The 21,613-nt window shown below is 69.0% G+C and carries 23 protein-coding genes; 10 read left to right on the top strand and 13 right to left on the bottom strand.

Annotation, left to right across the window (positions count from 1 at the left end; all coding sequences use genetic code 11):
* Nucleotides 1–386: 386 nt before the first annotated feature.
* The 6 genes from G5B46_RS02915 to tyrS all read right to left on the bottom strand — a co-directional run bounded on the left by G5B46_RS02915 (nt 387) and on the right by tyrS (nt 4,663).
* On the bottom strand, nt 387–881 hold the full coding sequence (locus G5B46_RS02915; RefSeq protein ID WP_165255882.1) for a polymer-forming cytoskeletal protein: 495 nt from the start codon (nt 879–881) through the stop codon (nt 387–389).
* The gene (locus tag G5B46_RS02910; protein ID WP_165255880.1) at nt 862–2,013 is read right to left on the bottom strand and encodes a peptidoglycan DD-metalloendopeptidase family protein; all 1,152 of its coding nucleotides are present in this window, start codon (nt 2,011–2,013) and stop codon (nt 862–864) included. The genes G5B46_RS02915 and G5B46_RS02910 overlap by 20 nt, the downstream gene beginning before the upstream one ends.
* Nucleotides 2,014–2,226: 213 nt before the next feature.
* Nucleotides 2,227–2,502 carry a type II toxin-antitoxin system RelE/ParE family toxin gene (locus G5B46_RS02905; protein ID WP_165255878.1) on the bottom strand — a complete coding sequence of 92 codons (276 nt, stop codon included), beginning with the start codon at nt 2,500–2,502 and terminating at the stop codon, nt 2,227–2,229.
* Nucleotides 2,502–2,753, bottom strand: coding sequence for a ribbon-helix-helix protein, CopG family (locus G5B46_RS02900; RefSeq protein WP_165255876.1), 252 nt, complete (start codon nt 2,751–2,753; stop codon nt 2,502–2,504). The genes G5B46_RS02905 and G5B46_RS02900 overlap by 1 nt, the downstream gene beginning before the upstream one ends.
* A 47-nt stretch (nt 2,754–2,800) precedes the next feature.
* A complete protein-coding gene (locus G5B46_RS02895; RefSeq protein ID WP_165255875.1) occupies nt 2,801–3,265 on the bottom strand; it encodes a peroxiredoxin in 465 nt (154 codons plus the stop codon).
* Between the two features lie 69 nt (nt 3,266–3,334).
* Complete coding sequence (tyrS, locus tag G5B46_RS02890; RefSeq protein WP_205691436.1) at nt 3,335–4,663, bottom strand: tyrosine--tRNA ligase; 1,329 nt, start codon at nt 4,661–4,663, stop codon at nt 3,335–3,337.
* A gap of 198 nt (nt 4,664–4,861) precedes the next feature.
* Between tyrS and G5B46_RS02885 the strand changes: the two genes are divergently transcribed.
* Nucleotides 4,862–5,968 (top strand): anhydro-N-acetylmuramic acid kinase, encoded by a 1,107-nt coding sequence (locus G5B46_RS02885; RefSeq protein ID WP_165256496.1) that lies wholly within the window; start codon nt 4,862–4,864, stop codon nt 5,966–5,968.
* Nucleotides 5,969–6,115: 147 nt separating this feature from the next.
* Here the strand turns inward: G5B46_RS02885 and G5B46_RS02880 are convergent, their stop codons facing one another.
* Complete coding sequence (locus G5B46_RS02880; protein ID WP_165255872.1) at nt 6,116–7,396, bottom strand: FAD-dependent oxidoreductase; 1,281 nt, start codon at nt 7,394–7,396, stop codon at nt 6,116–6,118.
* Between the two features lie 242 nt (nt 7,397–7,638).
* Nucleotides 7,639–8,292, bottom strand: a complete 654-nt coding sequence (locus G5B46_RS02875) for an alpha/beta hydrolase (RefSeq protein WP_101717897.1) — start codon at nt 8,290–8,292, stop codon at nt 7,639–7,641.
* Nucleotides 8,293–8,487: 195 nt separating this feature from the next.
* Between G5B46_RS02875 and G5B46_RS02870 the strand changes: the two genes are divergently transcribed.
* The 8 genes from G5B46_RS02870 to G5B46_RS02830 are packed head-to-tail and all read left to right on the top strand — an operon-like array spanning nt 8,488 to nt 15,443.
* Nucleotides 8,488–8,940, top strand: coding sequence for an Rrf2 family transcriptional regulator (locus G5B46_RS02870; protein ID WP_165255870.1), 453 nt, complete (start codon nt 8,488–8,490; stop codon nt 8,938–8,940).
* Entirely contained in the window at nt 8,937–10,085 is a 1,149-nt protein-coding gene (locus tag G5B46_RS02865) for a cysteine desulfurase family protein (protein ID WP_165255869.1), read from the top strand. The genes G5B46_RS02870 and G5B46_RS02865 overlap by 4 nt, the downstream gene beginning before the upstream one ends.
* Nucleotides 10,085–11,554, top strand: coding sequence for a Fe-S cluster assembly protein SufB (sufB, locus tag G5B46_RS02860; protein ID WP_116563600.1), 1,470 nt, complete (start codon nt 10,085–10,087; stop codon nt 11,552–11,554). The genes G5B46_RS02865 and sufB overlap by 1 nt, the downstream gene beginning before the upstream one ends.
* Nucleotides 11,555–12,304 (top strand): Fe-S cluster assembly ATPase SufC, encoded by a 750-nt coding sequence (sufC, locus tag G5B46_RS02855; protein WP_101711973.1) that lies wholly within the window; start codon nt 11,555–11,557, stop codon nt 12,302–12,304.
* Complete coding sequence (gene sufD / locus G5B46_RS02845; RefSeq protein WP_346764858.1) at nt 12,301–13,452, top strand: Fe-S cluster assembly protein SufD; 1,152 nt, start codon at nt 12,301–12,303, stop codon at nt 13,450–13,452. Before sufC ends, sufD begins: the two co-directional genes overlap by 4 nt.
* A complete protein-coding gene (locus G5B46_RS02840) occupies nt 13,449–14,669 on the top strand; it encodes a cysteine desulfurase (RefSeq protein WP_165255867.1) in 1,221 nt (406 codons plus the stop codon). The genes sufD and G5B46_RS02840 overlap by 4 nt, the downstream gene beginning before the upstream one ends.
* A gap of 4 nt (nt 14,670–14,673) precedes the next feature.
* Complete coding sequence (locus G5B46_RS02835) at nt 14,674–15,024, top strand: SUF system Fe-S cluster assembly protein (RefSeq protein WP_165255866.1); 351 nt, start codon at nt 14,674–14,676, stop codon at nt 15,022–15,024.
* An 8-nt stretch (nt 15,025–15,032) separates the two neighbouring features.
* Nucleotides 15,033–15,443 (top strand): iron-sulfur cluster assembly accessory protein, encoded by a 411-nt coding sequence (locus tag G5B46_RS02830; RefSeq protein ID WP_165255864.1) that lies wholly within the window; start codon nt 15,033–15,035, stop codon nt 15,441–15,443.
* A 251-nt stretch (nt 15,444–15,694) separates the two neighbouring features.
* Here G5B46_RS02830 and mazG read toward each other — a convergent pair whose 3' ends face one another.
* The 5 genes from mazG to G5B46_RS02805 all read right to left on the bottom strand — a co-directional run bounded on the left by mazG (nt 15,695) and on the right by G5B46_RS02805 (nt 21,203).
* Nucleotides 15,695–16,525, bottom strand: coding sequence for a nucleoside triphosphate pyrophosphohydrolase (gene mazG / locus G5B46_RS02825; RefSeq protein ID WP_165255862.1), 831 nt, complete (start codon nt 16,523–16,525; stop codon nt 15,695–15,697).
* Nucleotides 16,479–17,876, bottom strand: a complete 1,398-nt coding sequence (locus G5B46_RS02820) for an MFS transporter (RefSeq protein WP_165255861.1) — start codon at nt 17,874–17,876, stop codon at nt 16,479–16,481. Before G5B46_RS02820 ends, mazG begins: the two co-directional genes overlap by 47 nt.
* An 89-nt stretch (nt 17,877–17,965) precedes the next feature.
* Nucleotides 17,966–18,466 carry a hypothetical protein gene (locus G5B46_RS02815; protein ID WP_165255859.1) on the bottom strand — a complete coding sequence of 167 codons (501 nt, stop codon included), beginning with the start codon at nt 18,464–18,466 and terminating at the stop codon, nt 17,966–17,968.
* 29 nt (nt 18,467–18,495) lie between these two features.
* Entirely contained in the window at nt 18,496–19,671 is a 1,176-nt protein-coding gene (gene nhaA / locus G5B46_RS02810) for a Na+/H+ antiporter NhaA (RefSeq protein WP_165255858.1), read from the bottom strand.
* Between the two features lie 71 nt (nt 19,672–19,742).
* Nucleotides 19,743–21,203, bottom strand: a complete 1,461-nt coding sequence (locus G5B46_RS02805; RefSeq protein WP_165255856.1) for a cobyric acid synthase — start codon at nt 21,201–21,203, stop codon at nt 19,743–19,745.
* 89 nt (nt 21,204–21,292) lie between these two features.
* Between G5B46_RS02805 and G5B46_RS02800 the strand changes: the two genes are divergently transcribed.
* Nucleotides 21,293–21,586, top strand: coding sequence for a succinate dehydrogenase assembly factor 2 (locus G5B46_RS02800; RefSeq protein ID WP_165255854.1), 294 nt, complete (start codon nt 21,293–21,295; stop codon nt 21,584–21,586).
* The last annotated feature ends 27 nt before the right edge of the window (nt 21,587–21,613 follow it).

Here is a 21,613-nt window from a genome sequence, read left to right as displayed (position 1 = left end):
CTTGCTGAAACGATAAACGCCCCGGAGTGATCCGGGGCGTTTTTCGTTTGGGGTCTAGGTGCGCTCGCGAAAGAAGGCGTTAGCGGCCATTTCCTCGGCGGTCTCGCCGGGGACCGGTGGGAGAGGCGCGACGCGGCGGTTTGCCAAACATACGAAGAGCGGCGTTTCGAGGAGCGCCAATGCGCCGCCGAGTAGGTCCCAAGGTGGCGCAGCGTCGAAAAGCAGGACCCAGGCCCACCCGGCCAGACCCACGGAAACCGCACAGGCCGCGAGCAACGCGCCTATCCAAGCCAGGATCGTGAATATGGAACGGCGCGTACGTCGGCGATCTCGCGCTCTCAGCGAGGCGCGCCAACCGAGCTCGGGCGAAGATGGCAAGGCGAGCCCTAGCCGACCGGGCGCGCCGTCAGGGTCAGGTCGGCCGCCGGAGCGGCCGGCGCCGGCGCCACAGGGGCGGCCTGGGGCGGGGCCGGGCGCTGGAACTTCAGGCTGCGACCCTGGAAGAAGGCGCCGGTTTCCATGGCCAGCTGCTCGTGGGTGATGTCGCCGTCGACATAGGCGGTGCCGTAGAGGCGCACCTGCTTGGCGGTGATGGCGCCGACCACGCGGCCGCGGATCTCGACGGCCTCGGCGTAGACGCCGCCCTCGACATGGCCGGTCTCGCCGACGGTCAGGCGGCCGACGCGGACGTCGCCGCGCACCACGCCGTCGATCTGCAGTTCGCCGTCGCCGTTGACGCCGCCCTCGATGGTGATGTCCGACGAGATCAGCGAGGCCACGCGGGGCGGGGCCTTGCGGGTCTCGACCGGCGCGGGCGCCAGGGCGGGAAGGGGCTCGATCTGGACCGGGGTCTTGGACCCCTTAGCCGGCTTGCTGAACATACTCGCCTGCCTTGAGGAAGCGGTTGGGGTTCTGGGCGCGACCATTGACCCAGACCTCGTAGTGGAGGTGCGGGCCGGTGGAGCGGCCGGTGGAGCCCATGGCGCCGACGCGCTGGCCGATGACGACGCGCTGGCCGACGCGGACAGCGATGCCCTGCAGGTGCGCGTAGCGGGTCTTGAAGCCGCCGCCGTGGTCGATCTCGACGGTGTTGCCGTAGCCCGAGCGCACGCCGGTGAACGAGATCACGCCGGGCGCGGTGGCCATGATCGGCGTGTAGAAGGCGCCGGGGAAGTCCAGGCCCGAATGGAAGGCCGGGCGGTGCGTGAACGGGTCGAAGCGGACGCCGTAGCTGCTCGACAGAGCCGGGTTGGCGGTCGGGCGGTTGAACGGCAGGCGCTGGGCCGCGGCCCCCAGGGCGCGCATGTCAGACATGTCGCTGGCGGCGCGGTGGATGCGGGCGGCGAACTCCTCGTCGACGTCCAGCACGGCGGCCAGGGCGCGGGGGTCCTTGGCCTCGATCAGCGGGCCGCCTAGCGAGCCGCCGCGGCCGGTGAAGCTGCCGGCGTCGAGGCCGGCCATGCGCATGGCTTGGCGCAGGCGCTCGGCGCGGCTCTTGGAATAGCCCTCGGCGGCGTCGATCAGGCGTTCCTGATCCATGCGCGTGGCCTGGATCCGCTCGACGGGCGAGGCCGAGGCAAGGGCCGGCTTGTTGACGGCCAGGGCCTGGGCGGCGCCGGGCGCGCCCTTGAAGTCGCTGACCAGCAGCGCCAGCGCGGCGTGGCGCTTCTCGACCGAGGTGGCCAGTTCGTCGAGCGAGCCGCTGGTGGCCGACAGCTGGGCCACGGCGCTGTTCAGGCGGGCCTGGCGATCGGCGTTGATGCGCTCGTAATAGGCCTTCTGCTTGAGGACGACCTGGTCGGTGTTGCTGACGGCCAGGGCGTTGACCAGCATGGCGGCGGTGCAGACGCCCATCCACAGCGCCGCGGCGCCGACGCCGGCCGCGCAGGCCAGCTGCTTGTTGGTCGACAGCACGTAGCCGCGCATCTCGCCGCCCGAGCGGACATACAGATGACGTTCCGGAAACAGACCTTCGAGGGTCTTACGCAGGCGTTGAAAATGCGCGATCGCCATGCCCAGGAAACCCCCCAGTTTTCAAGGTCTGGGGGATATGCAACGAGAAAGCGGAAATGCGCAAGACTCTTCGCACCTGCGAAGGCGCGGATGGCCAAGTTTCGACCATGAACCTGCGTCGATTAACCCGACATGAACGGGCTGGCTACACGCGACACGGGAGAAGTGGCCGAAAAGCGCGGCTTTGCGGCGCCGGCGCCACAGTGAGCGCCGCTACCGGTCTTCCAGCGTGTGCCAGAGCCGCAGCACGAAGATCGTCGTCGTGGTCAGTTCGTAGCGGAGCTCATAGCCGCCGATCACCAGGCGTCGCACTTCGCGCGGGGAGAACTCTTCCAGCCGCTCGCCGAGCCTGGGCGCGTCGAGGAGGCGCTTGGGAGCGGCCACCAGTTCCCTGGCCGTGCGGGCGGCGGCGCGTGGGTTCACGTCCGCCAGGAAGGCGTGAAGGCGGGCGAGGTCCGACGCGGCCTTGCCGGTCCAGACCAGACGCATCAGCGCCGCGGGCTATCGCTGTCGAGGCCTTCGGCCCAAGCCTCCATCGCCGCCTGCTCGACCAAGCGGTCGGCGTCGACGTCGGCCATGCCCTCAAGGGTCAGCGTGCGCAGGCGTTCCTCGCGATCGGCCCAGGCGGTCAGCGCCTCACGAACGACCGCGTCCTGCGATCGATCCTGGCGAACGGCCAGCCGGCCGATCTGATCGGCCAGCGGGGCGGGCACTTCGACGGTCAAGACCTTGGTGCGCACGGGCGACTCCGGCTGGACCCCGATGGTAGCCCAGCGAAATCTCATTGCTAGCCCTTCAAGGCCTGGGTCGCCTTGAGCACCGCCTTGACGTGGTTGGGCACCTTCACCTTGCGCCAGATCTCGCGCACCACGCCTTCGCCGTCGATCAGGAAGGTCGAGCGGTCGATTCCCATGTACTTGCGGCCGTACATGCTCTTTTCGACCCACGAACCGTAGGCCTCGACGGTTTCGCCCAGGGTGTCGGAACCGAGCTCGACCGTCAGGTCGTGCTTCTTGCGGAACTTGCCGTGGCTGGCGGCGCTGTCCTTGGACACGCCGATCACCACCGCGCCGGCCTTGGCGAACTCCTCGACCTCGGCCGAGAACTGCAGGGCCTCGGAAGTGCAGCCGGTCGTGTCGTCCTTCGGGTAGAAGTAGAGCACGACGTTCTTGCCCTTCAGGCCGGCCAGGCTGACGCGGCCGGTATCGGTGGGCAGGTCGAACTCGGGGGCCTTGTCGCCGGGGCTCAGCATCGCACTCTCTCCAAAACCATCACGCAAGCATCCCGGGTCGGCTCGGGCGACCCGGGATGAAGCATCAGCTTAGACCGGCTTGACCAGCACGATCTTCTTCTTGCCCTGGCTCAGCTTGACCACGCCGTCGATCAGGTCGGCGTTGGTCACCAGGCGGTCGCCGTCCTTTTCCTGGGCGTCGTTGAGGCGCAGGCCGCCGCCCTGGGCCAGGCGTCGAGCCTCGCCGCGCGAGGCGGTGAGGCCGATGTCGGTCGCCAGCACGGCCAGGGCCACGCCCTCGGCCAGGACCGAGGCGGCGACTTCGACCGTCGGCAGGTCGGCCGACAGCGCGCCCTGCTCGAAGGCCTTTTCGGCGGCGTCGCGGGCGGCCTTGGCGGCCTCCTCGCCGTGGGCCATGCGGGTGGCCTCGTCGGCCAGCACCTTCTTGGCCTCGTTGATCTGGGCGCCCGGCAGGGCTTCCAGCTCGGCGATCTTGTCCAGCGGCAGGTCGGTGAACAGCTTCAGGAAGCGGCCCACGTCGGCGTCCTCGGTGTTGCGCCAGAACTGCCAGTAGTCGTACGGCGACAGCTGCTCGGCGTTGAGCCAGACGGCGCCGGACATGGTCTTGCCCATCTTGGCGCCCGAGGCCGTCGCCAACAGCGGCGTCGTCAGGCCGAAGGCGGCCTTCTGGTCGACGCGGCGCGTCAGTTCGACGCCGTTGAGGATGTTGCCCCACTGGTCCGAGCCGCCCATCTGCAGCACGCAGCCGTACTTCCGGTTCAGTTCCAGGAAGTCGGTGGCCTGCATCAGCATGTAGTTGAACTCGAGGAAGGTCATCGGCTGCTCGCGTTCGAGCCGCAGCTTCACCGAGTCGAAGGCCAGCATGCGGTTGACCGTGAAGTGCACGCCGTAGTCGCGCAGGAACTGCACGTAGCCGAACTTCGAAAGCCACTCGTCGTTGTCGACCATGATGGCGTCGGTGGGCCCGTCGCCGAAGGTCAGGAACTTGGCGAACACCTGCTTGATGCCGGCGATGTTGGCCTGGATGTCGGCGTCGGAGAGCAGCTTGCGGCTTTCGTCCTTGCCGGTCGGATCGCCGACCTTGGTGGTGCCGCCGCCCATCAGGACGATCGGCTTGTGGCCGGCCTGCTGCAGGCGGCGCAGCATCATGATCTGGATCAAGCTGCCGACGTGCAGCGACGGCGCGGTGGCGTCGAAGCCGATGTAGGCGGTCACCACGCCGCCGGCGGCGGCCGCGTCCAGCTCGTCCGGGTGGGTGATCTGGTGGATGTAGCCGCGCGCCTGCAGGGTCTTGAGGAATTCGGACTTGAAGCTCTGCGGCGCGGACATGGCTCGACTCTCTGTATCGCTGGTCCGCGCGTCTAGCACGGGCGGGGCGGTCTGTGGCGAGGGTTTCATCGATAGTCTCCTTGAAGGCTGGGCGCCGGAGACGTCGTCTTGAAGGGAGAAGGACGCATCGCCGGCCAGGTGGCGGTGCGTCGACATGACCGGTCGTTCGCCCGCTAGATCAGCGGGCGGTAATAGGCGCGGGTCTGGAGGGCCTTGGCGGTCATGGGGCCTAGCTACCCGAGGCGGGGCGTGGCAGTCAACGCAACCATGCGCATTCTCGGATTCATGACCGGTACTTCGCTCGACGCCGTCGACATGGCGGTGCTCGACACCGACGGCGAGACGATCCAGGGCTTTGGCCCCAGCGGCGAGCGCAAGCTGCGCGAAGAGACCCGCGCGCTTCTGCTCGAAACCACGCGCCAGGCCCTGGCCTGGAAGCGCGGCGAGCCCGAGCCCGCGATCTTCGCCTACGCCCGCCATGAGGTGGCCGAAGAGCACTTTGCCGCCGCCGAGAGCTTCCTGGCCGAGCACGGCCTGTCGTGGAGCGAGTTCGACCTGTTGGGCGTGCACGGCCAGACGGTGCTGCACGAGCGCCCCAACGCCGAGCGCGTGGGGCGTACGGTGCAACTGCTCGACGCCGAGCATCTGGCCAAGTTGACCGGGCGGCCTGTGGCCTTCGACTTCCGCACCGCCGACGTCGCGGCCGGCGGGGAGGGCGCGCCGCTGGCGCCGATCTATCACGAGGCCCGCGCCCGCGCCTCGGGCCTGGCCGCGCCGGTGGCGGCGCTGAACATCGGCGGGGTGGCCAACATCACCCTGATCGGCGCGGACGGAACCCTGCTGGCCTTCGACACGGGCCCCGGCAACGGCATGATCGACCTGATGCTGCAGGAGCGCGGGCTTGGCCGCTTCGACGAGGGCGGCAGGCTGGCGGCGGCGGGCAGTGTGGACGAGGCGGCGCTGAACGGCCTGCTGGCCAGCGCCTATTTCGCGGCGCCCGCGCCCAAGTCGCTGGACCGCTACGACTTCTCGCTGGACGCGGTGGCGCGCCTGTCGGCGCAGGACGCGGCCGCGACCCTGGTGGCTTTCACCGCCGCCGCCGTGCTCAAGGCCTTCGACAAGAACGACGCCCCGCCCAGCGCCTTGATCGTCTGCGGCGGCGGGCGACACAATCCGCAGATCATGGCGGCGCTGGCGCAGCGGGTTCCCGTGCCGGTCAAGGCGGCGGAGGACTACGGCTGGCGCGGCGACGCCATCGAGGCCGAGGCGTTTGCGTATCTGGCGGCGCGCACGGCGCGGGGGCTGCCGATCAGCTTTCCGGGGACGACGGGGGTGAAGGCGCCGATGACGGGCGGGCGGATCGTCAATCCGTGATCCTTCTCCCTGGAGGGAGAAGGTGGCGGGCGGAGACCGCCGGATGAGGGGTTAGGGACTGAAGACGGCGTGCCGGCACGCCGGCCCACGGCGTAACCCCTCACCCTCCCACGCTTCGCGTGGGCCCCTCCCTCTAGGAGAGGGGAACTAGTGCAGCTTCAGCCGCCCCGCCACGCGCTGCTGCAGCAGTCGCGCCAGCGCCAGGGTGGCGGTCTTGCTGACGCCGAGGATGGCCTTGTGGTGGGCAAGGTGCAGCGAGACGTAGAACCACTTGGCCACCAGGCCCTCGATGAAGAAGTTGGGCCCGCCCAGGCCGCCCATCAGCGCGCCGACGCCCTTGTTCTCGCCCAGCGACACCAGCGAGCCGAAGTCCTTGTAGACATAGGGCTCTTCCAGCCGCGCCTGACGCAGGCGGGCCAGCAGGGCCTTGGCGAGATAGCTGGCCTGCTGGTGAGCGGCCTGGGCGCGGGCGGGAACGAACTTGCCGTTCTTCCACGGGCAGGCGGCGCAGTCGCCCATGGCCCAGACGCCGGGCGCGGAGGTTTCCAGCCGGTCGTTGACCACGAACTGGTTGAGGCGGTTGGTCTCCAGGCCCAGCTCGACATTGCTGTCGGCCGCTTTCACGCCGGCGGCCCAGACGATCAGGTCGGCGGGGATATCGCCGACGCTGGTCTCCAGCCGGTCGGGATGGACGGCGATGACCTTGGCGCCGGTGCGCACGTGCACGCCCTTGCGCTCCAGCGCGACCGTGGCCTGGGCCGAGGTCTTGTCAGGCAGGCCGCCCAGGATGCGCGGGGCGGCCTCGACGATGGTGATGTCGAGGCGGAAGCGCTGTTCGGCGCCCAGGCTCTGCAGCAGGGCGCGATGGGCTTCCAGCAGTTCGGCCGACAGTTCGACGCCGGTGGCGCCGCCGCCGACGATGGCCACGCCCATGGTGCGCTGGGGCGCGAACGAGGCCTTCATGAAGGCGGCCAGCAGGCGGGTGTGGAAGGCCTCGGCGTCCTCGGTGCGCTCCAGCAGGTGAGCGGTCTCGGCCCCGGGCGTGCCGAACAGGTTGGAGCCGCTGCCGATGGCGATCACGCCCCAGGTGAAGGTGATCGAGCGTTCGGGGACCAGCACCGCGCCGTCCTTGGTGGTGATGGCCTTCAGCGTCAGGCGCTTGGCGGCCGGATCCAGGGCCGACAGTTCGCCCAGGTGGAAGCTGAAGTGGTTGGCGCGGCCCAGGATCGGGTAGGACAGGCCCTCCTGGTGGACGTCGAGCGTGCCGGCGGCGACCTCGTGCAGGGTGGGCTTCCAGATGTGGAAGCCGGAGCGGTCGATCAGCAGGATCCGCTCCTTGCCCTGGCGGCGACCCAGCTTCCGGCCCAGCTGCGCGGCGAGCTCCAGTCCGCCCGCGCCGCCGCCAACGATCACGATGTCATAGTGCATGAACCGACGATCTCCGCTGATAGCGATACCTCCGGTCTTAGAACTTTGCGGCGGGGCTGTCTCGCAGTTGCGTCCTTCGAGGCTCGCCTCTGGCTCGCACCTCAGGATGAGGAGCGCCCTGCACCGATTTCCTCATCCTGAGGCGCCCGCGTAGCGGGCCTCGAAGGACGCAGGGCGACCAAACAAAAAAGCCCGCCCTCGTCGCCGAGAGCGGGCTCTTCGAAACCTGAAACCGGCGACCCCTACGGGATCGGGTTGGCTTCCAGGCGCTTGTCGATGTAGCCGCCGACGGTCTGTTCGACGAACGGCAGGTGCTCGGCCCAGAAGTGGGTGGCCTTGTCGATGACTTCGTAGTCGATGACGATGCCCTTCTGGGTGCGCAGCTTGGAGACCACGCGCTCGACCTCGACGGGCGGCACGACGGTGTCGGCGCCGCCGGTCAGGATCAGGCCCGAGGCCGGGCAGGGGGCCAGGAAGCTGAAGTCGTACATGTTGGTCGGCGGCGACACCGAGATGAAGCCGTCCGTTTCCGGACGGCGCATCAGCAGCTGCATGCCGATATAGGCGCCGAAGCTGTAGCCGGCGACCCAGGTCTGGGCGGCGGCGGGGTTGTTGGCCTGCAGCCAGTCGAGCGCGGTGGCCGCGTCGGCCAGTTCGCCGATGCCGCTGTCGAACTCGCCCTGGCTGCGGCCGACGCCGCGGAAGTTGAAGCGCAGGGTCGCAAAACCGCGCTTCATGAACAGGTGGTACAGCTGCACCGACACCGGGTGATTCATGTGGCCGCCGGCCTTGGGGTGCGGGTGCAGGATCAGCGCGATCGGCGCATTGTCGGTCTTGCCCGGCGAATAGCGGCCTTCGATACGGCCCGCGGCGCCAGTCAAAATAACGTCAGGCATTCAGATCCCCGTCACGAGTTGGGGCGTCGGGGGCCACGCCATTCGCCGCGAAGGGCGCATGGAATACTTGACCGCCGCGCTTGGTCTTCCTAAATCCGCATCGCGCGAAGCGCCCTTGCCGGGCGCGGCGCGAAGTCGCGGCTTGTAGCATACGCAAATGCGGTTGCGCGGGGAATCTGCAAGGGAGAGCGCGGGATGCGCCTGAGCACGAAGGGACGTTACGCCGTGATGGCCATGACCGACCTCGCCCGCAAGCAGGACGAGGCGGAGGGCCGCGCGGTGGCCCTGGCCGAGATCGCGGCTCGCCAGCAGATCTCGCTGTCGTATCTCGAACAGCTTTTCGCCCGCCTGCGCCGCAAGGGCCTGGTGGTCAGCGCCCGCGGGCCCGGCGGCGGCTATCGCCTGGCGGCCGACGCCCGCGCCACGCGGATCTCCGACATCGTCATGGCCGTGGACGAGCCCCTGCGCGCCACCCGCTGCGGCGTCGGCAAGAGCGGCCACAAGGGCTGCATGGCCGGCGGCGCCAAGTGCCTGACCCACGACCTCTGGGAGGAAATGGGCCGGCAGATCCATTCGTACCTGGCCTCGGTGACCATCGCCGACGTGCTGGAAGGGCGCCTGCGGCCGGAGGCGAAGGTCGCGGCGTGACCAGCAAGCCCGCCATCTATCTGGACTACAACGCCACCGCCCCGATCCGCCCCGAGGCGCGTGAGGCGGTGCTGCGCGCCTTCGACCTGGCCGGCAATCCAAGCTCGGTGCACGCTTTTGGCCGCGCCGCCCGCGACGTGGTCGAGACCGCCCGCAAGCAGGTGGGCGAACTGGTCGGCGTGGTGGCCGGCTCGGTCACCTTCGTCAGCGGCGGCACCGAGGCCAACGCCCTGGCCATCGAAAGCGCGGTTGCTTCCGGCGTAAAGCGCCTGGTGGTCAGCGCCATCGAGCACGACGCCGTGGTCGAGACGGCCGCCGCCAGCGGCGCCTCCGTCGCGGTGCTGCCGGTCGATGCGCACGGCGTGGCCGACCTTTCCAAGCTGGCCGACCTGCTGGCGGGCGAGGGGCGGACGCTGGTCTGCCTGATGCTGGCCAACAACGAGACGGGCGTCATCCAGCCGGTCGCCGAAGCCAGCGCGATCGTCCGCGCGGCCGACGGCCTGCTGCATGTCGACGCCGTGCAGGCGGCCGGCAAGATCGCCATCGACTTCTCCGCTCTCGGCGCCGACACCCTGGCGCTGTCGGCCCACAAGATCGGCGGCCCGCAGGGCGTCGGCGCGCTGGTCGCCGGCACGCGAGCCAATGTGGTGCGCCGGCAGCACGGCGGCGGCCAGGAACGTGGCCGCCGTGCGGGCACCGAGAACGTCGCCGGGATTTCGGGCTTCGGCGCGGCGGCGTCAGCTGCCCTGCGGGACTTGCCCCTGGCGGCCGATCAGGGCATTTGGCGCGACGCCTTGGCCCAGCGGGTCAAGGACGCTGGCGGCGTGGTGCTCGGGGAGGGCCCAGAGGGCGGCCTTGGGCGCCTGCCTCAGACCCTGTGTCTCGCCGCCGACGGCTTCGCCTCGCAGGTCCAGGTCATGAACCTGGATCTCGCCGGCGTCATGGTCAGCGCCGGCAGCGCCTGCTCGTCGGGCAAGGTCAAGGCCAGCCGCGTGGTGGAAGCCATGCATCGCCCCGAACTCGCCCCCTTCGCGCTGCGCGTCAGCGGCGGCTGGGCGAGCACGGAACAGGATTGGATTGTGTGCGGCGACGCCTGGCTCGCCGCCTGGAAGCGTATCGGCGCACGACGCCGGGAGGTGGCTTGATGGCCGCGGTCAAGGAAACGATCGACACCGTCGCAGCGCTCGAAAAGTACGAGCACGGCTTTACGACCGACATCGACCAGGAGTTCGCCCCCAAGGGGCTCTCCGAGGACATCGTGCGCTTCATCTCGGCCAAGAAGGACGAGCCGGAGTGGATGCTGGAATGGCGTCTTGAGGCCTACCGCCGCTGGCTCGAGCTTGAAGAGCCGGACTGGGCCAAGGTCAGCTATCCCAAGATCGACTACCAGGACACCTACTACTACGCCGCGCCGAAGACCAAGGAAGGGCCGAAAAGCCTGGACGAGGTCGATCCCGAGCTGCTGGCCGTCTACGAGAAGCTGGGCATCCCGCTGAAGGAGCAGGCCGTGCTGGCCGGCGTCGAAGGCGCGCCCCGCTACGCGGTCGACGCGGTGTTCGATAGCGTGTCGGTCGTCACGACCTTCAAGAAGGAGCTGGCCCAGGCCGGCGTCATCTTCTGCTCGATGAGCGAGGCGATCCGCGAGCACCCGGAACTGGTCAAGCAGTACCTGGGCAGCGTCGTGCCGACCTCGGACAACTATTTCGCCTGCCTCAACAGCGCGGTGTTCTCCGACGGCTCGTTCGTCTACGTGCCGCCGGGCGTGCGCTGCCCGATGGAGCTGTCGACCTATTTCCGGATCAACGCCAAGGACAGCGGCCAGTTCGAGCGCACCCTGATCATCGCCGACAAGGGCGCCTACGTCTCGTATCTGGAGGGCTGCACGGCCCCGATGCGCGACGAGAACCAGCTGCACGCGGCCGTGGTCGAGCTCGTCCTGCTGGACGACGCCGAAATCAAGTACTCGACCGTCCAGAACTGGTACCCGGGAGATCCGGAGACGGGGAAGGGCGGCATCTACAACTTCGTCACCAAGCGCGCCGACTGCCGCGGCGATCGTTCGAAGGTGTCGTGGACCCAGGTCGAGACCGGTTCGGCCATCACCTGGAAGTATCCGTCCTGCGTGCTGCGCGGCGAGGGCTCGTCGGGCGAGTTCTACTCGATCGCCGTGACCAACGGTCATCAGCAGGCCGACACCGGCACCAAGATGATCCACCTGGGCGCCAATACCAAGTCGCGGATCGTCGCCAAGGGCATCAGCGCCGGCAAGTCGACCAGCACCTATCGCGGTCTGGTTTCGGCTCACCCCAAGGCCAAGGGCGCGCGCAACTTCACCCAGTGCGACAGCCTGCTGATCGGCAAGACCTGCGCGGCCCACACCGTGCCCTACATCGAGGCCCGCAACGGCCAGTCGGTGTTCGAGCACGAGGCCACCACCACCCGCCTGTCGGACGACCAGCTGTTCTACTGCCAGCAGCGCGGGCTTAGCCAAGAAGAGGCCGTGGCCCTGCTGGTCAACGGCTTCGTCCGCGACGTGCTGCAACAACTGCCCATGGAGTTCGCCGTCGAGGCCCAGAAGCTCGTGGCGATTTCTCTCGAAGGATCCGTCGGTTAAATGCTTTCGATCAACAATCTCCACGCCCGCGTCGAAGACAAGCCGATCCTGAAGGGCGTCACGCTCGAGGTGCCGGCCGGCGAGGTGCACGCCATCATGGGCCCGAACGGCGCCGGCAAGTCGACGCTCTCCTACGTGCTGAGCGGTCGCGGCGGCTATGAAGTGACCGAAGGTTCGGCCAGCCTGAACGGCGAGGACCTGCTGGAGCTGGAGCCCAACGAGCGGGCCGCCAAGGGCGTGTTCCTGTCGTTCCAGTATCCGCTGGAAATCCCGGGCGTGCCGGCCCTGACCTTCATCCGCACCGCCGTCAACGCCCAGCGCCGCGCCCGCGGCGAGGACGAGATCGCTGCGCCTGCCTTCCTGAAGCTGGCCAAGGAAAAGGCCGCCTCGCTGAAGATCGACTTCGAGATGCTCAAGCGCGGCCTGAACGTCGGCTTCTCGGGCGGCGAGAAGAAGCGGATGGAAATCTTCCAGATGGCGATGCTGTCGCCGAAGTTCCTGATCCTCGACGAAACGGACTCGGGCCTCGACATCGACGCCCTGAAGATCGTCTCGGAAGGCGTCAACGCTCTGCGCAGCCCTGAGCGCGGCATGCTGGTGATCACCCACTACCAGCGCCTGCTCGACTACATCAAACCCGACCGCGTGCACGTGCTGGCCGCCGGCCGGATCGTCGCCTCGGGCGGCCCGGAACTGGCCCTGCAGCTGGAAGCCGAGGGCTACGACAAGTACGTCGGGGCCGCCGCGTGAGCCTTTCGACCGCTCTCGAAGGCAGCGACCTGCCGTCGCGCCGTCACGAAGACTGGCGCTGGACCGATCTGCGCGGCCTGATCCGGACCGTGCCGCCGGTCTCGCCGGTGTTCTTCGACGTGATCAAGTCCAGCGGCCCGTTCGAAGGCCAGGCGGGCGCCGAGCTGATCATCGCCAACGGACGCCAGAACTGGTGGCCGGGCGAAGACACCGAGACCGTCGAGTTCTTCGAACACGGCGCGCCGGACAATCCCTACGATCGCGCGAGCCTGCCGATGGCGGCGATCGCCGCCGATAATGCGATTGAGCCGCGGGCCTCGATCATCCAGTTCAACGGCGATGATGCGGCGAGTGTTCGCTTCGTGTCGGCCACCGACGGCACGTCCCACCATGCTCGTCTCGGCGTCGTGGTGAAGGCCGGCGTGTCGGCCGTGCTGTTCGAAAGCCATGAGGGCCGTGGCGATCGTTATCTGGCCAACACCCTGATCGAGATCTTCCTCGAAGAGGGCGCCAAGCTGGAGCGTATCGTCCTGGCCGACGACGCGGCGGAGGCGGTGGCCGTGACCACGGCGATCGTCAAGATCGCCGCCGGCGCGACCTTCAACCAGACCGTCCTGACCGGCGGCGCGCGCCGCCAGCGGATCGAGACGCATGTGGCCCATCCCGGCGCCCACGCCCAGGTGCGCCTGGACGGGATCTATCTGCTGAACGGCCAGCGCCACGCCGACCAGACCACCGTGGTCACCCACGGCGGCGTCGACGGCGTCACCAGCCAGCTGACCAAGGGCATGGTCGCCGACCAGGCCCGCGGCGTGTTCCAGGGCCGGATCATCGTCGCCGAAGGCGCCGACCAGACCGACGCGCGCATGGGCCACCACGCCCTGATCCTGTCGGACAAGGCCGAGATCGACGCCAAGCCGGAACTGCTGATCTTCGCCGACGACGTCTCGTGCGCCCACGGCAACACGATCGGCGCCCTGGACGAGGAAGCGGTGTTCTACGCCCGCCAGCGCGGCATTCCCGAGCTGGAAGCCCGGGCGATGCTGACGGAGGCCTTCGTCGGCGAGGTGGTCGAGCGCATCGAGCATGACGGCGCCCGCGAGATCGCCGCCGCCTGGGTGGCCAAGCAGCTGGGGCGTGAAGAATGAGCGCGACCTTCGATCTCGAGGCGATCCGCGCCCAGTTCCCGATCCTGTCGCGCACGGTGCACGGCAAGCCGCTGATCTATCTGGACAGCGCCGCCAGCGCCCAGAAGCCCGACGTGGTGCTGGACGCCATGACGGGCCTGGCCCGCACCTCGTACGCCAACGTCCACCGCGGCCTGCACACGCTCGCCAACGAAACGACCGAAGCCTATGAAAAGGCTCGTGAAACCATCGCGCGCTTCATCAACGCCGACGTGGGCGAGATCGTCTACACCAAGAGCGCCACCGAGGCGGTGAACCTGGTGGCCGACACCTTCGGGCGCAGCCTGAAGGCCGGCGACGAGATCGTGCTGTCGGAGATGGAGCACCACGCCAACATCGTGCCCTGGCACTTCCTGCGCGAGCGCTACGGCGTCGTCCTGAAGTTCATTCCGGTGCTCGACGACGGCCGCCTCGACATGGAGGCCTTCCAGGGCCTGCTGTCGGAAAAGACCAGGATGGTCGCCGTCACCCACATGTCGAACGTGCTGGGCACGGTCAACGACGTGGCCACGATCGTGCGCCTGGCCCATGACGCCGGCGCGCCGGTGCTGCTCGACGGTTGCCAGGGGATCGTCCACACCAAGGTGGATGTGAAGGCCCTGGACGTCGATTTCTACGTCTTCAGCGGCCACAAGCTCTACGGCCCCACGGGCATCGGCGTGCTGTACGGCAAGGCCGAGCGCCTGGCCGCCCTGCCGCCTTACCAGGGCGGCGGCGAGATGATCGGCTCGGTCAGCCTCGACAAGATCACCTACGCCGACCCGCCGCACCGCTTCGAGGCCGGCACGCCGGCGATCCTGGAAGCCGTTGGCCTGGGTGCGGCCATCGAGTGGCTGAACACCATCGACCGCGACGCGGCCCTGGCCCACGAGCATGCGCTGTACGAGCGGGTCGCGGCCCGCCTCGAAGGCGTCAACGGTGTGCGGATCCTGGGCACGGCGCCCGGCAAGGGCGCGGTGATGAGCTTCGTCGTCGAGGGCGCCCACGCCCATGACGTGGCCCAGGTGCTGGACCGCTACGGCGTGGCCGTGCGCGCCGGCACCCATTGCGCCGAGCCGTTGATGAAAAGGTTCGGGGTGACGTCGAGCGCTCGCGCTTCCTTCGCCCTATATAATACGCCTGCCGAGGCCGACGCGTTCGTGGACGCGCTGGACAAGGCCCGTAGCTTCTTCAGTTGAGCCGATGACCGACCAAGCCCCCGCCGCGACGGCCCTGTCCCAGGACGAGCTGAACCGCCTGACCGACCAGCTGATCGAGAAGCTGAAGACGGTGTTCGACCCGGAAATCCCGGTCGACATCTATGAGCTCGGCCTGATCTACAAGGTCGACGTCAGCGACGACAAGGACGTGGCCATCGACATGACCCTGACCGCGCCGGGCTGCCCGGTGGCCGGCGACATGCCCGGCTGGGTCAAGGATGCGGTGATGGAGATCGACGGCATCCGGTCGTGCAACGTCGACCTGACCTTCGATCCGCCGTGGGATCCCTCGCGCATGAGCGACGAGGCCAAGCTGCAGCTGAACATGTTCTGAGGCACGCCATGGAAGCCGCCGTCAGCCCCCGTCCGCGCCGCCCCCGTCCCAAGGTCGTCACCCTGACCGACGCCGCGGCCGCGCGCGTGAAGGAGATCATGGACCGCAAGGCGGTCGAGGATCCCGACCAGGCCTATGCGGGCCTGCGCGTGGGGGTGAAGAACGGCGGCTGCGCGGGCCAGGAGTACGTCTTCGAATACGCCAAGGAGAAGGGCCCCATCGACGAGGTCGTCGAGGACAAGGGCGTCACCATCCTGATCGAGCCGAAGGCCGTGCTGTTCCTGATCGGCACTGAGATCGATTACGAGATCACCAAGCTGTCGTCGAAGTTCGTGTTCCATAACCCGAACGAGACCGATGCTTGCGGGTGTGGCGAGAGCGTCACCATCCAGCCCGCGCCCGAGGCGCTGGAGGACTAGGGCCCGGATCTCGGTTGATCTGACCCACGGTCGAGCATTTTCAGCCACTTATGATCTTGTCATCCCGGCCGTAGCGCAGCGGAGCGCCGGGATCTCCCACCGTTTCGAAACTGCAGACGTGGGAGATCCCGGCTCTACGGATCGCTGACGCGCTCCTGCGGCCGGGATGACAAGTCTCTTGGGCCCTTCAATTGAGTAAGGGCCCTAGGATCTGGAGCACGCCAGCTCGCGCTCCAGCCGTCGCCTGCTGACTACTTCCTTTCAGCCGCCTTGGCCGCGTCCCACAGGGCGTCCATCTCGGCCAGGTCCGACTGGTCGGGCGTGCGCCCGTCCTTGGCCAGTTCGGCCTCGATGAAGGCGAAGCGGCGAGCGAACTTGGCGTTGGTGGCGCGCAGGGCGTCCTCGGGCTCGACGTCGAGCTTGCGGGCCAGGTTGGCGCAGACGAACAGGATGTCGCCCAGTTCCTCGCGCGCCTTGGCCTGGTCGCCCGCGTCGATCTCGACCTGCAGTTCGGCCACTTCCTCGGCCAGCTTGGCCAGGACCTCGTCTGTCGAGGGCCAGTCGAAGCCGACGCGCGCGGCGCGCTTGGTCAGTTTCACGGCGCGGGTCAGGGCCGGCAGGCCGGCGGGCACGTCGTCCAGCACGCCGCCCTTCTTCTTGGCCTTGCGTTCCTGGGCCTTCAGTTCCTCCCAGCCGGCCTTCTGGTCGGCCAGGTCGTCATAGGCATGGTCGCCGAAGACGTGAGGGTGGCGGCGGATCATCTTGTCGGAAATCGCCTGGGCGACGTCCTCCAGGCTGAACGCCCCCTGTTCCTGAGCCATCCGCGAATGGAACACCACCTGCAGCAACAGGTCGCCCAGTTCCTCCTTCAGGTCCGACAGGTCGCCCCGCTCGATGGCGTCGGCGACCTCGTAGGCCTCCTCGATCGTGTAGGGGGCGATGGTGGCGAAGGTCTGCTCGATGTCCCACGGGCAGCCGTCCCGCGGGTCGCGCAGGCGGGCCATGATCTCCACGAGGGTGAAGAGCGGGTGCTCCTCACTGAGCTGCAGAGGGCGCGGGGCTGGGGTCGGAGAGGCGGTCATGCGGGCTCGTCTGGGCGTTGGCTTCCGCCGCGTCGCGCGCGTCCAGTTGGGCGCGGATCTCGGCGTGGCGCTTGGCGTCCAGCGGATAGCGCACGATGATGACCGAGACCAGCACGCCCAGCGCCGCCGGCACGGCGGTGTAGAGCACGATCAGGGCGGTGTCGCCTTGCGCGCTCGGGATCTTAGGGTCGAAGCCCAGCTTCTCCAGCACCAGGAAGACGCCGATGGCCAGGGCGAAGCCCAGCTTCACCGTGCCGTTGACGATGGCGTAGAGCAGGCCGGTGCGGTCGACGCCGGTGTTCAGCCGCTCCTCGTCGCCGATGTCGGCCATCATCGAGCGCACCAGCAGCGGGGCTGCCGAGTAGGGCAGGCCGGCCAGAACCAGCACCGCGATCCCGAAGACGTTGACGCCGTTGGGAGTGATCACGGCGGCGACCTGGAACACGGCGTACATGATGCTGGCGATCGCCAGCGAGGTGTGCTTGCCCATGGTCTTGGCGATCCAGGGCCACAGCGGCGCACCGGCCAGGGCGGCGACGAAATAGACCAGCAGCAGGATGCCGGCCTGGTCCTTGGGGATGCCCTTGATGCGCTCGAAGAAGAAGAAGAACAGCGCGCCGCCGATGCCGGGCGCCAGGCCCATCAGAAGGTCGGCCGCCAGCAGCTTCTGCACGGTGGGGCGCTTGAGCAGGCCCAGGTACTGTTTCAGGCCCGCCTCGTGACGCTGGGTCGGCGCGGCCGGCTCGCCCACGACGACGCCAGCCAGCAGGGCGGTCAGCGGCATCAGCACGATGATGAACCAGCCCATGGCCTGCACGCCCGCGGCATGGTCGCCCTTGAAGGCGAAGGCCACCAGCGGCGGCAGCAGCAGCACCAGGATCATGCCGACCACGTTGCCGGCGCTCCAGAAGCCGTAGATGCGCGAGCGCTGCTGGTAGTCGGGCGACAGCACCGCGCCCCAGGCCGTCTGGGCCAGCACCGCCATCGAGAAGCCGATGTAGACGACGATCAGCCATGTCCAGAGGAACACCGGGCCGATGCCGGGCCTGGCCATGAACAGCGCGTAGGAGGCGGCCATCAGCAGTGGCACGCTGGTCGCCAGCCAGGGACGGAAACGGCCCCACTTGCTGCGGGTGCGGTCCATCAGGCCGCCCAGGATCGGATCCAGGATGATGTCGGCCAGGCGCACCAGCAGGAAGGCCATGCCGACCACCGACAGCGAAAGGCCAAGCTCGCTGACATAGTATTCGGGCAGGTACACGACGAGCGGCAGGCCCAGGCCCGCCAGCGGCAGGGTCGGCGAGGCGTAGGCGGCCAGCACGGCGTTGGATCGTCGTGGCGCAGCGGTCATGCTTCCTCCCCCGGGGCGCGGCGTCCGCGCCCCTCTTTACTGAACGGCGATCAGACGCTGCGTCGAGGGATCTGGCAAGCGAGCGCCGTTCAGTCCTTCACGAACCGGCCGTCCTCGATGCGGCGGGCCAGAAGGTCGAAGGCCGTGCCGGCGTCGGTCCAGGTGCCGACGTACTGGGCCTGCCAGATGTCGTTCTCGTACCAGCGATAGCGGATCGGCGTGCTGGCGCCGTCGGCGGCGACGTACTGGCCCGAGATCTCGGCGCCGCCGACGCCGAAGCTTTCCATCGACAGGCCAGGCTTGCGTCCCAGTTGCATCGGCGTGGGGCGGTTGGGCGTGGCGTCATCGATCACCAGACGCAGTCGCCCGCCCGACGGGGTGAGGCCGCCGGCGCGCTGCAGGCGCCGTTCGACCGTGCGCTGCAGGTCGCGGGCCAGGTAGTCGAGCTCGCGCTCGCCCAGCTTGTCGGCCTTGGCGGCGAGGTCGGGACCGATGGTCACCTCGACCTGGGCGACCGATGGCGCGCCGGCCAGGGCCGCGGCTGGGGCGAGGCTGGCCGCCGCGGCGGCGATGAGGACGAAACGCAGCATGGCCGACGCTCCTCGTTGAACTGACCGTTCTAGTTTGAACCCGCTTGGGCCGGCGCGCCAGCCTTGTCGCGCGGCAGGCAGAAGACCAGCCAGGCCAGCAGGGCCGAGGCCACCGATCCTGCCAGCACGCCGATCTTGGTCTCCTCGCGCAGCAGGGCGTCCTGGAAGGCCAGGTTGTTGATGAACAGGCTCATGGTGAAGCCGACCCCGCACAGGACGGCGACGCCGTAGAGCTGGCCCCAGGTCACGCCGGTGGGGCGGCGCGCCAGGCCCAGGCGGATGGCGCCGAGGCTGAAGGCCATGACCCCGACCTGCTTGCCGATGAAAAGACCCAGCGCCGCGCCCAGCGTCGCCGGCGCGGTGAGGGCCGAGGCGTCCATGCCGCCCAGCGCCACGCCGGCGTTGGCGAAGCCGAACACCGGCACGATCAGATAGGCCACCCAGGGATTGAGGCCGTGCTCCAGCCGGTGCAGCGGGGAGTGCTCGCCGCGCGAGCCGCTCAGCGGGATGGTCATGGCCAGCAGCACCCCGGCCAGGGTGGCGTGCACGCCCGACTTCAGGAACAGGAACCACAGCACCGCGCCCAGCAGCAGATAGGGCCAGAGGACGGCGACCTTCAGGCGGTTCAGCGCCACCAGAAGGGCCAGCACGCCGGCGGCCGCGCCCAGCGCCCATAGCGTGAGGTGGTCGGTGTAGAAGAAGGCGATGATCAGGATCGCGCCCAGGTCGTCGATGATCGCCAGGGCCGCCAGGAAGATCTTCAGCGCGCCGGGCACGCGCGGGCCCAGCAGCGACAGCACCCCCAGCGCGAAGGCGATGTCGGTGGCGGCCGGGATGGCCCAGCCGGCCCTCACGTCGGGCGCGTCGCGGGCGATGACCAGATAGACCAGCGCCGGAGCGATCATGCCGCCCAGGGCCGCGAAGCCGGGCAGGGCGCGACGCGGCCAGGTCGACAACTCGCCGGCCACGACCTCGCGCTTGATCTCCAGACCCACCAGCAGGAAGAACACCGCCATCAGGCCGTCATTGACCCAGTGCTCGATCGACAGCGGGCCCAGATAGGCGTGCAGGGCGTGGAAGTAGCCGGCCGCCAGCGGCGAGTTGGCCACGACCAGCGCCGCGGCCGCCGCGATCATCAGCAGCACGCCGCCGGCGGATTCGCTGCGCAGGAAGTCGCGCAAGGCGGATACGGCGCGTGCCGGCATGAGGGCCCCCAACTCGGATTCGTCGGCGGCGATTTTGGCCGCCGGCGGCGGCCGGGGCCAGGAAAACCGGATCAGGGCAGTCCGGCGATCCGGGCGATGGCGTCGATGTCGAGGCTGCGCTCCAGGATCAGCGCGATCTCGTCCAGCGCCGCATCGACCCGCGCCGACTGGTCCTGGCCGTCGGCCGTGACGCCGAGCGGGGCGAGGAGGGCGGCGCGCGCTGAGGCCTTGTCGAACAGGCCATGGACATAGGCGCCGGCGATCCTGCCGTCGGCGCAGACCGCGCCGTCCGGCCCGTGGCCGTCGATGGTCAGCAGCGGCCGGGCGGTTCCCGCGCCGCTGGTGCGGCCCACATGGATCTCGTAGCCCTCGAAGGCCGCGCCGTCGGCGAGACGCCCCGTCACCGGCCGCACGGTCTTGTCGCCGGCCAGCACGGTCTCGACGTCCAGCAGGCCAAGGCCCGGCGCCGAACCGGGCGGTCCTTCGACGCCGTCCGGATCGCTGACGCTGCGCCCCAGCATCTGGTAGCCGCCGCAGACGCCCAGCACCCGCCCGCCGCGCCGGGCGTGGGCCAGGATGTCGACGTCCCAGCCCTGGGCGCGCAGGAAGGCCAGGTCCGCCAGCGTCGCCTTGGTCCCGGGCAGGATCACCAGATCGGCGTCGCCCGGCAGCACCGCGCCCGGCGGCAGGAACTGAAGATCGATCGCCGGATCGTTCCGCAAGGGATCGAAGTCATCGAAATTGGCGATCCGCGACAGCATCGGCACGACCACCTTGGTGCGGCGACCGTCCAACGGCCCGGCTGGGCGCTCCAGCACCACGGCGTCCTCGGCGGGCAGGAACCGCACCGGCGGCAGCCACGGGACCATGCCGAGATCCGGCCAGCCGGTCCGCCGGAAGATCTCCGCCCGCCCGTCGTCGAACAGCGCCGGGTCGCCGCGGAACTTGTTGATGATGAAGCCCTTGATCCGCGCCCGGTCGGCCTCGTCCAGCACCAGGTGGGCGCCGGCCAGTGCGGCGATCACGTGGCCCCGGTCGATGTCGCCGACCAGGGCCACCGGCAGGTCGGCGGCGTGGGCGAAGCCCATGTTGGCGATGTCGCCGGCGCGAAGGTTGGTCTCTGCCGGGCTGCCGGCGCCCTCGACCAGCACGAGGTCGGCCTCGGCGGTGAGGCGGGCATAGCTGTCGAGCGTGGTGGCCAGCAGGTCGGGCTTGAGACCTTGGAACGCCCGGGCCTTGTAGTTTCCGACGACGCGGCCCTGCACGACCACCTGGGCGCCGACGTCGCTCTGGGGTTTCAGCAGCACCGGGTTCATGTGGACGCTGGCGGGAACCCGGCACGCCACGGCTTGCAGCGCCTGGGCCCGGCCGATCTCGCCGCCATCGGCCGTGACGGCGGCGTTGTTGGACATGTTCTGCGGCTTGAACGGCCGCACCGTAAGGCCGCGATTGGCGAACAGCCGGCACAGCCCCGCCACCAGGGTCGATTTGCCGACGTCGGAGCCGCAGCCCTGGATCATCAAGGAAGCCATGCCCTCGCGCCTAAAGGCGTCAGCAGGTTCGGTCAATCGACGCCGCGACGCTGGCGCGAGGCCTCGGCGCGCTCTATATCGGCGGCCGCATGACCATCGATCACGACGCCCGCCTCCGGCGGCTGAAGTTTCGGGCCTGGCACCGCGGCTTTCGTGAAGCGGACCTCATTCTGGGGCCGTTCGCGGAAACGCATGGCCCGAGCCTGACCCCCGACCAGCTCGACGTGCTGGAAACCCTGCTCGAACAGTCCGATCGCGAGATCTACGCCTGGATCGTCGGCCAGGAGCCGACGCCCGAGGCGTTCGAGACCGAGATCATGGCGATGATCCGCAAGTTCCGCTTCGAGGCCCACGCCTCGCGGCCGCCCGGCGACGGCGCCTGACACACGTCGATCAGCGCCTGAACCCTT

It is taken from the genome of Caulobacter sp. 602-2, from assembly GCF_011043625.1.
Taxonomy (GTDB): domain Bacteria; phylum Pseudomonadota; class Alphaproteobacteria; order Caulobacterales; family Caulobacteraceae; genus Caulobacter.
This window is presented reverse-complemented; position numbering and strand designations above follow the sequence as displayed.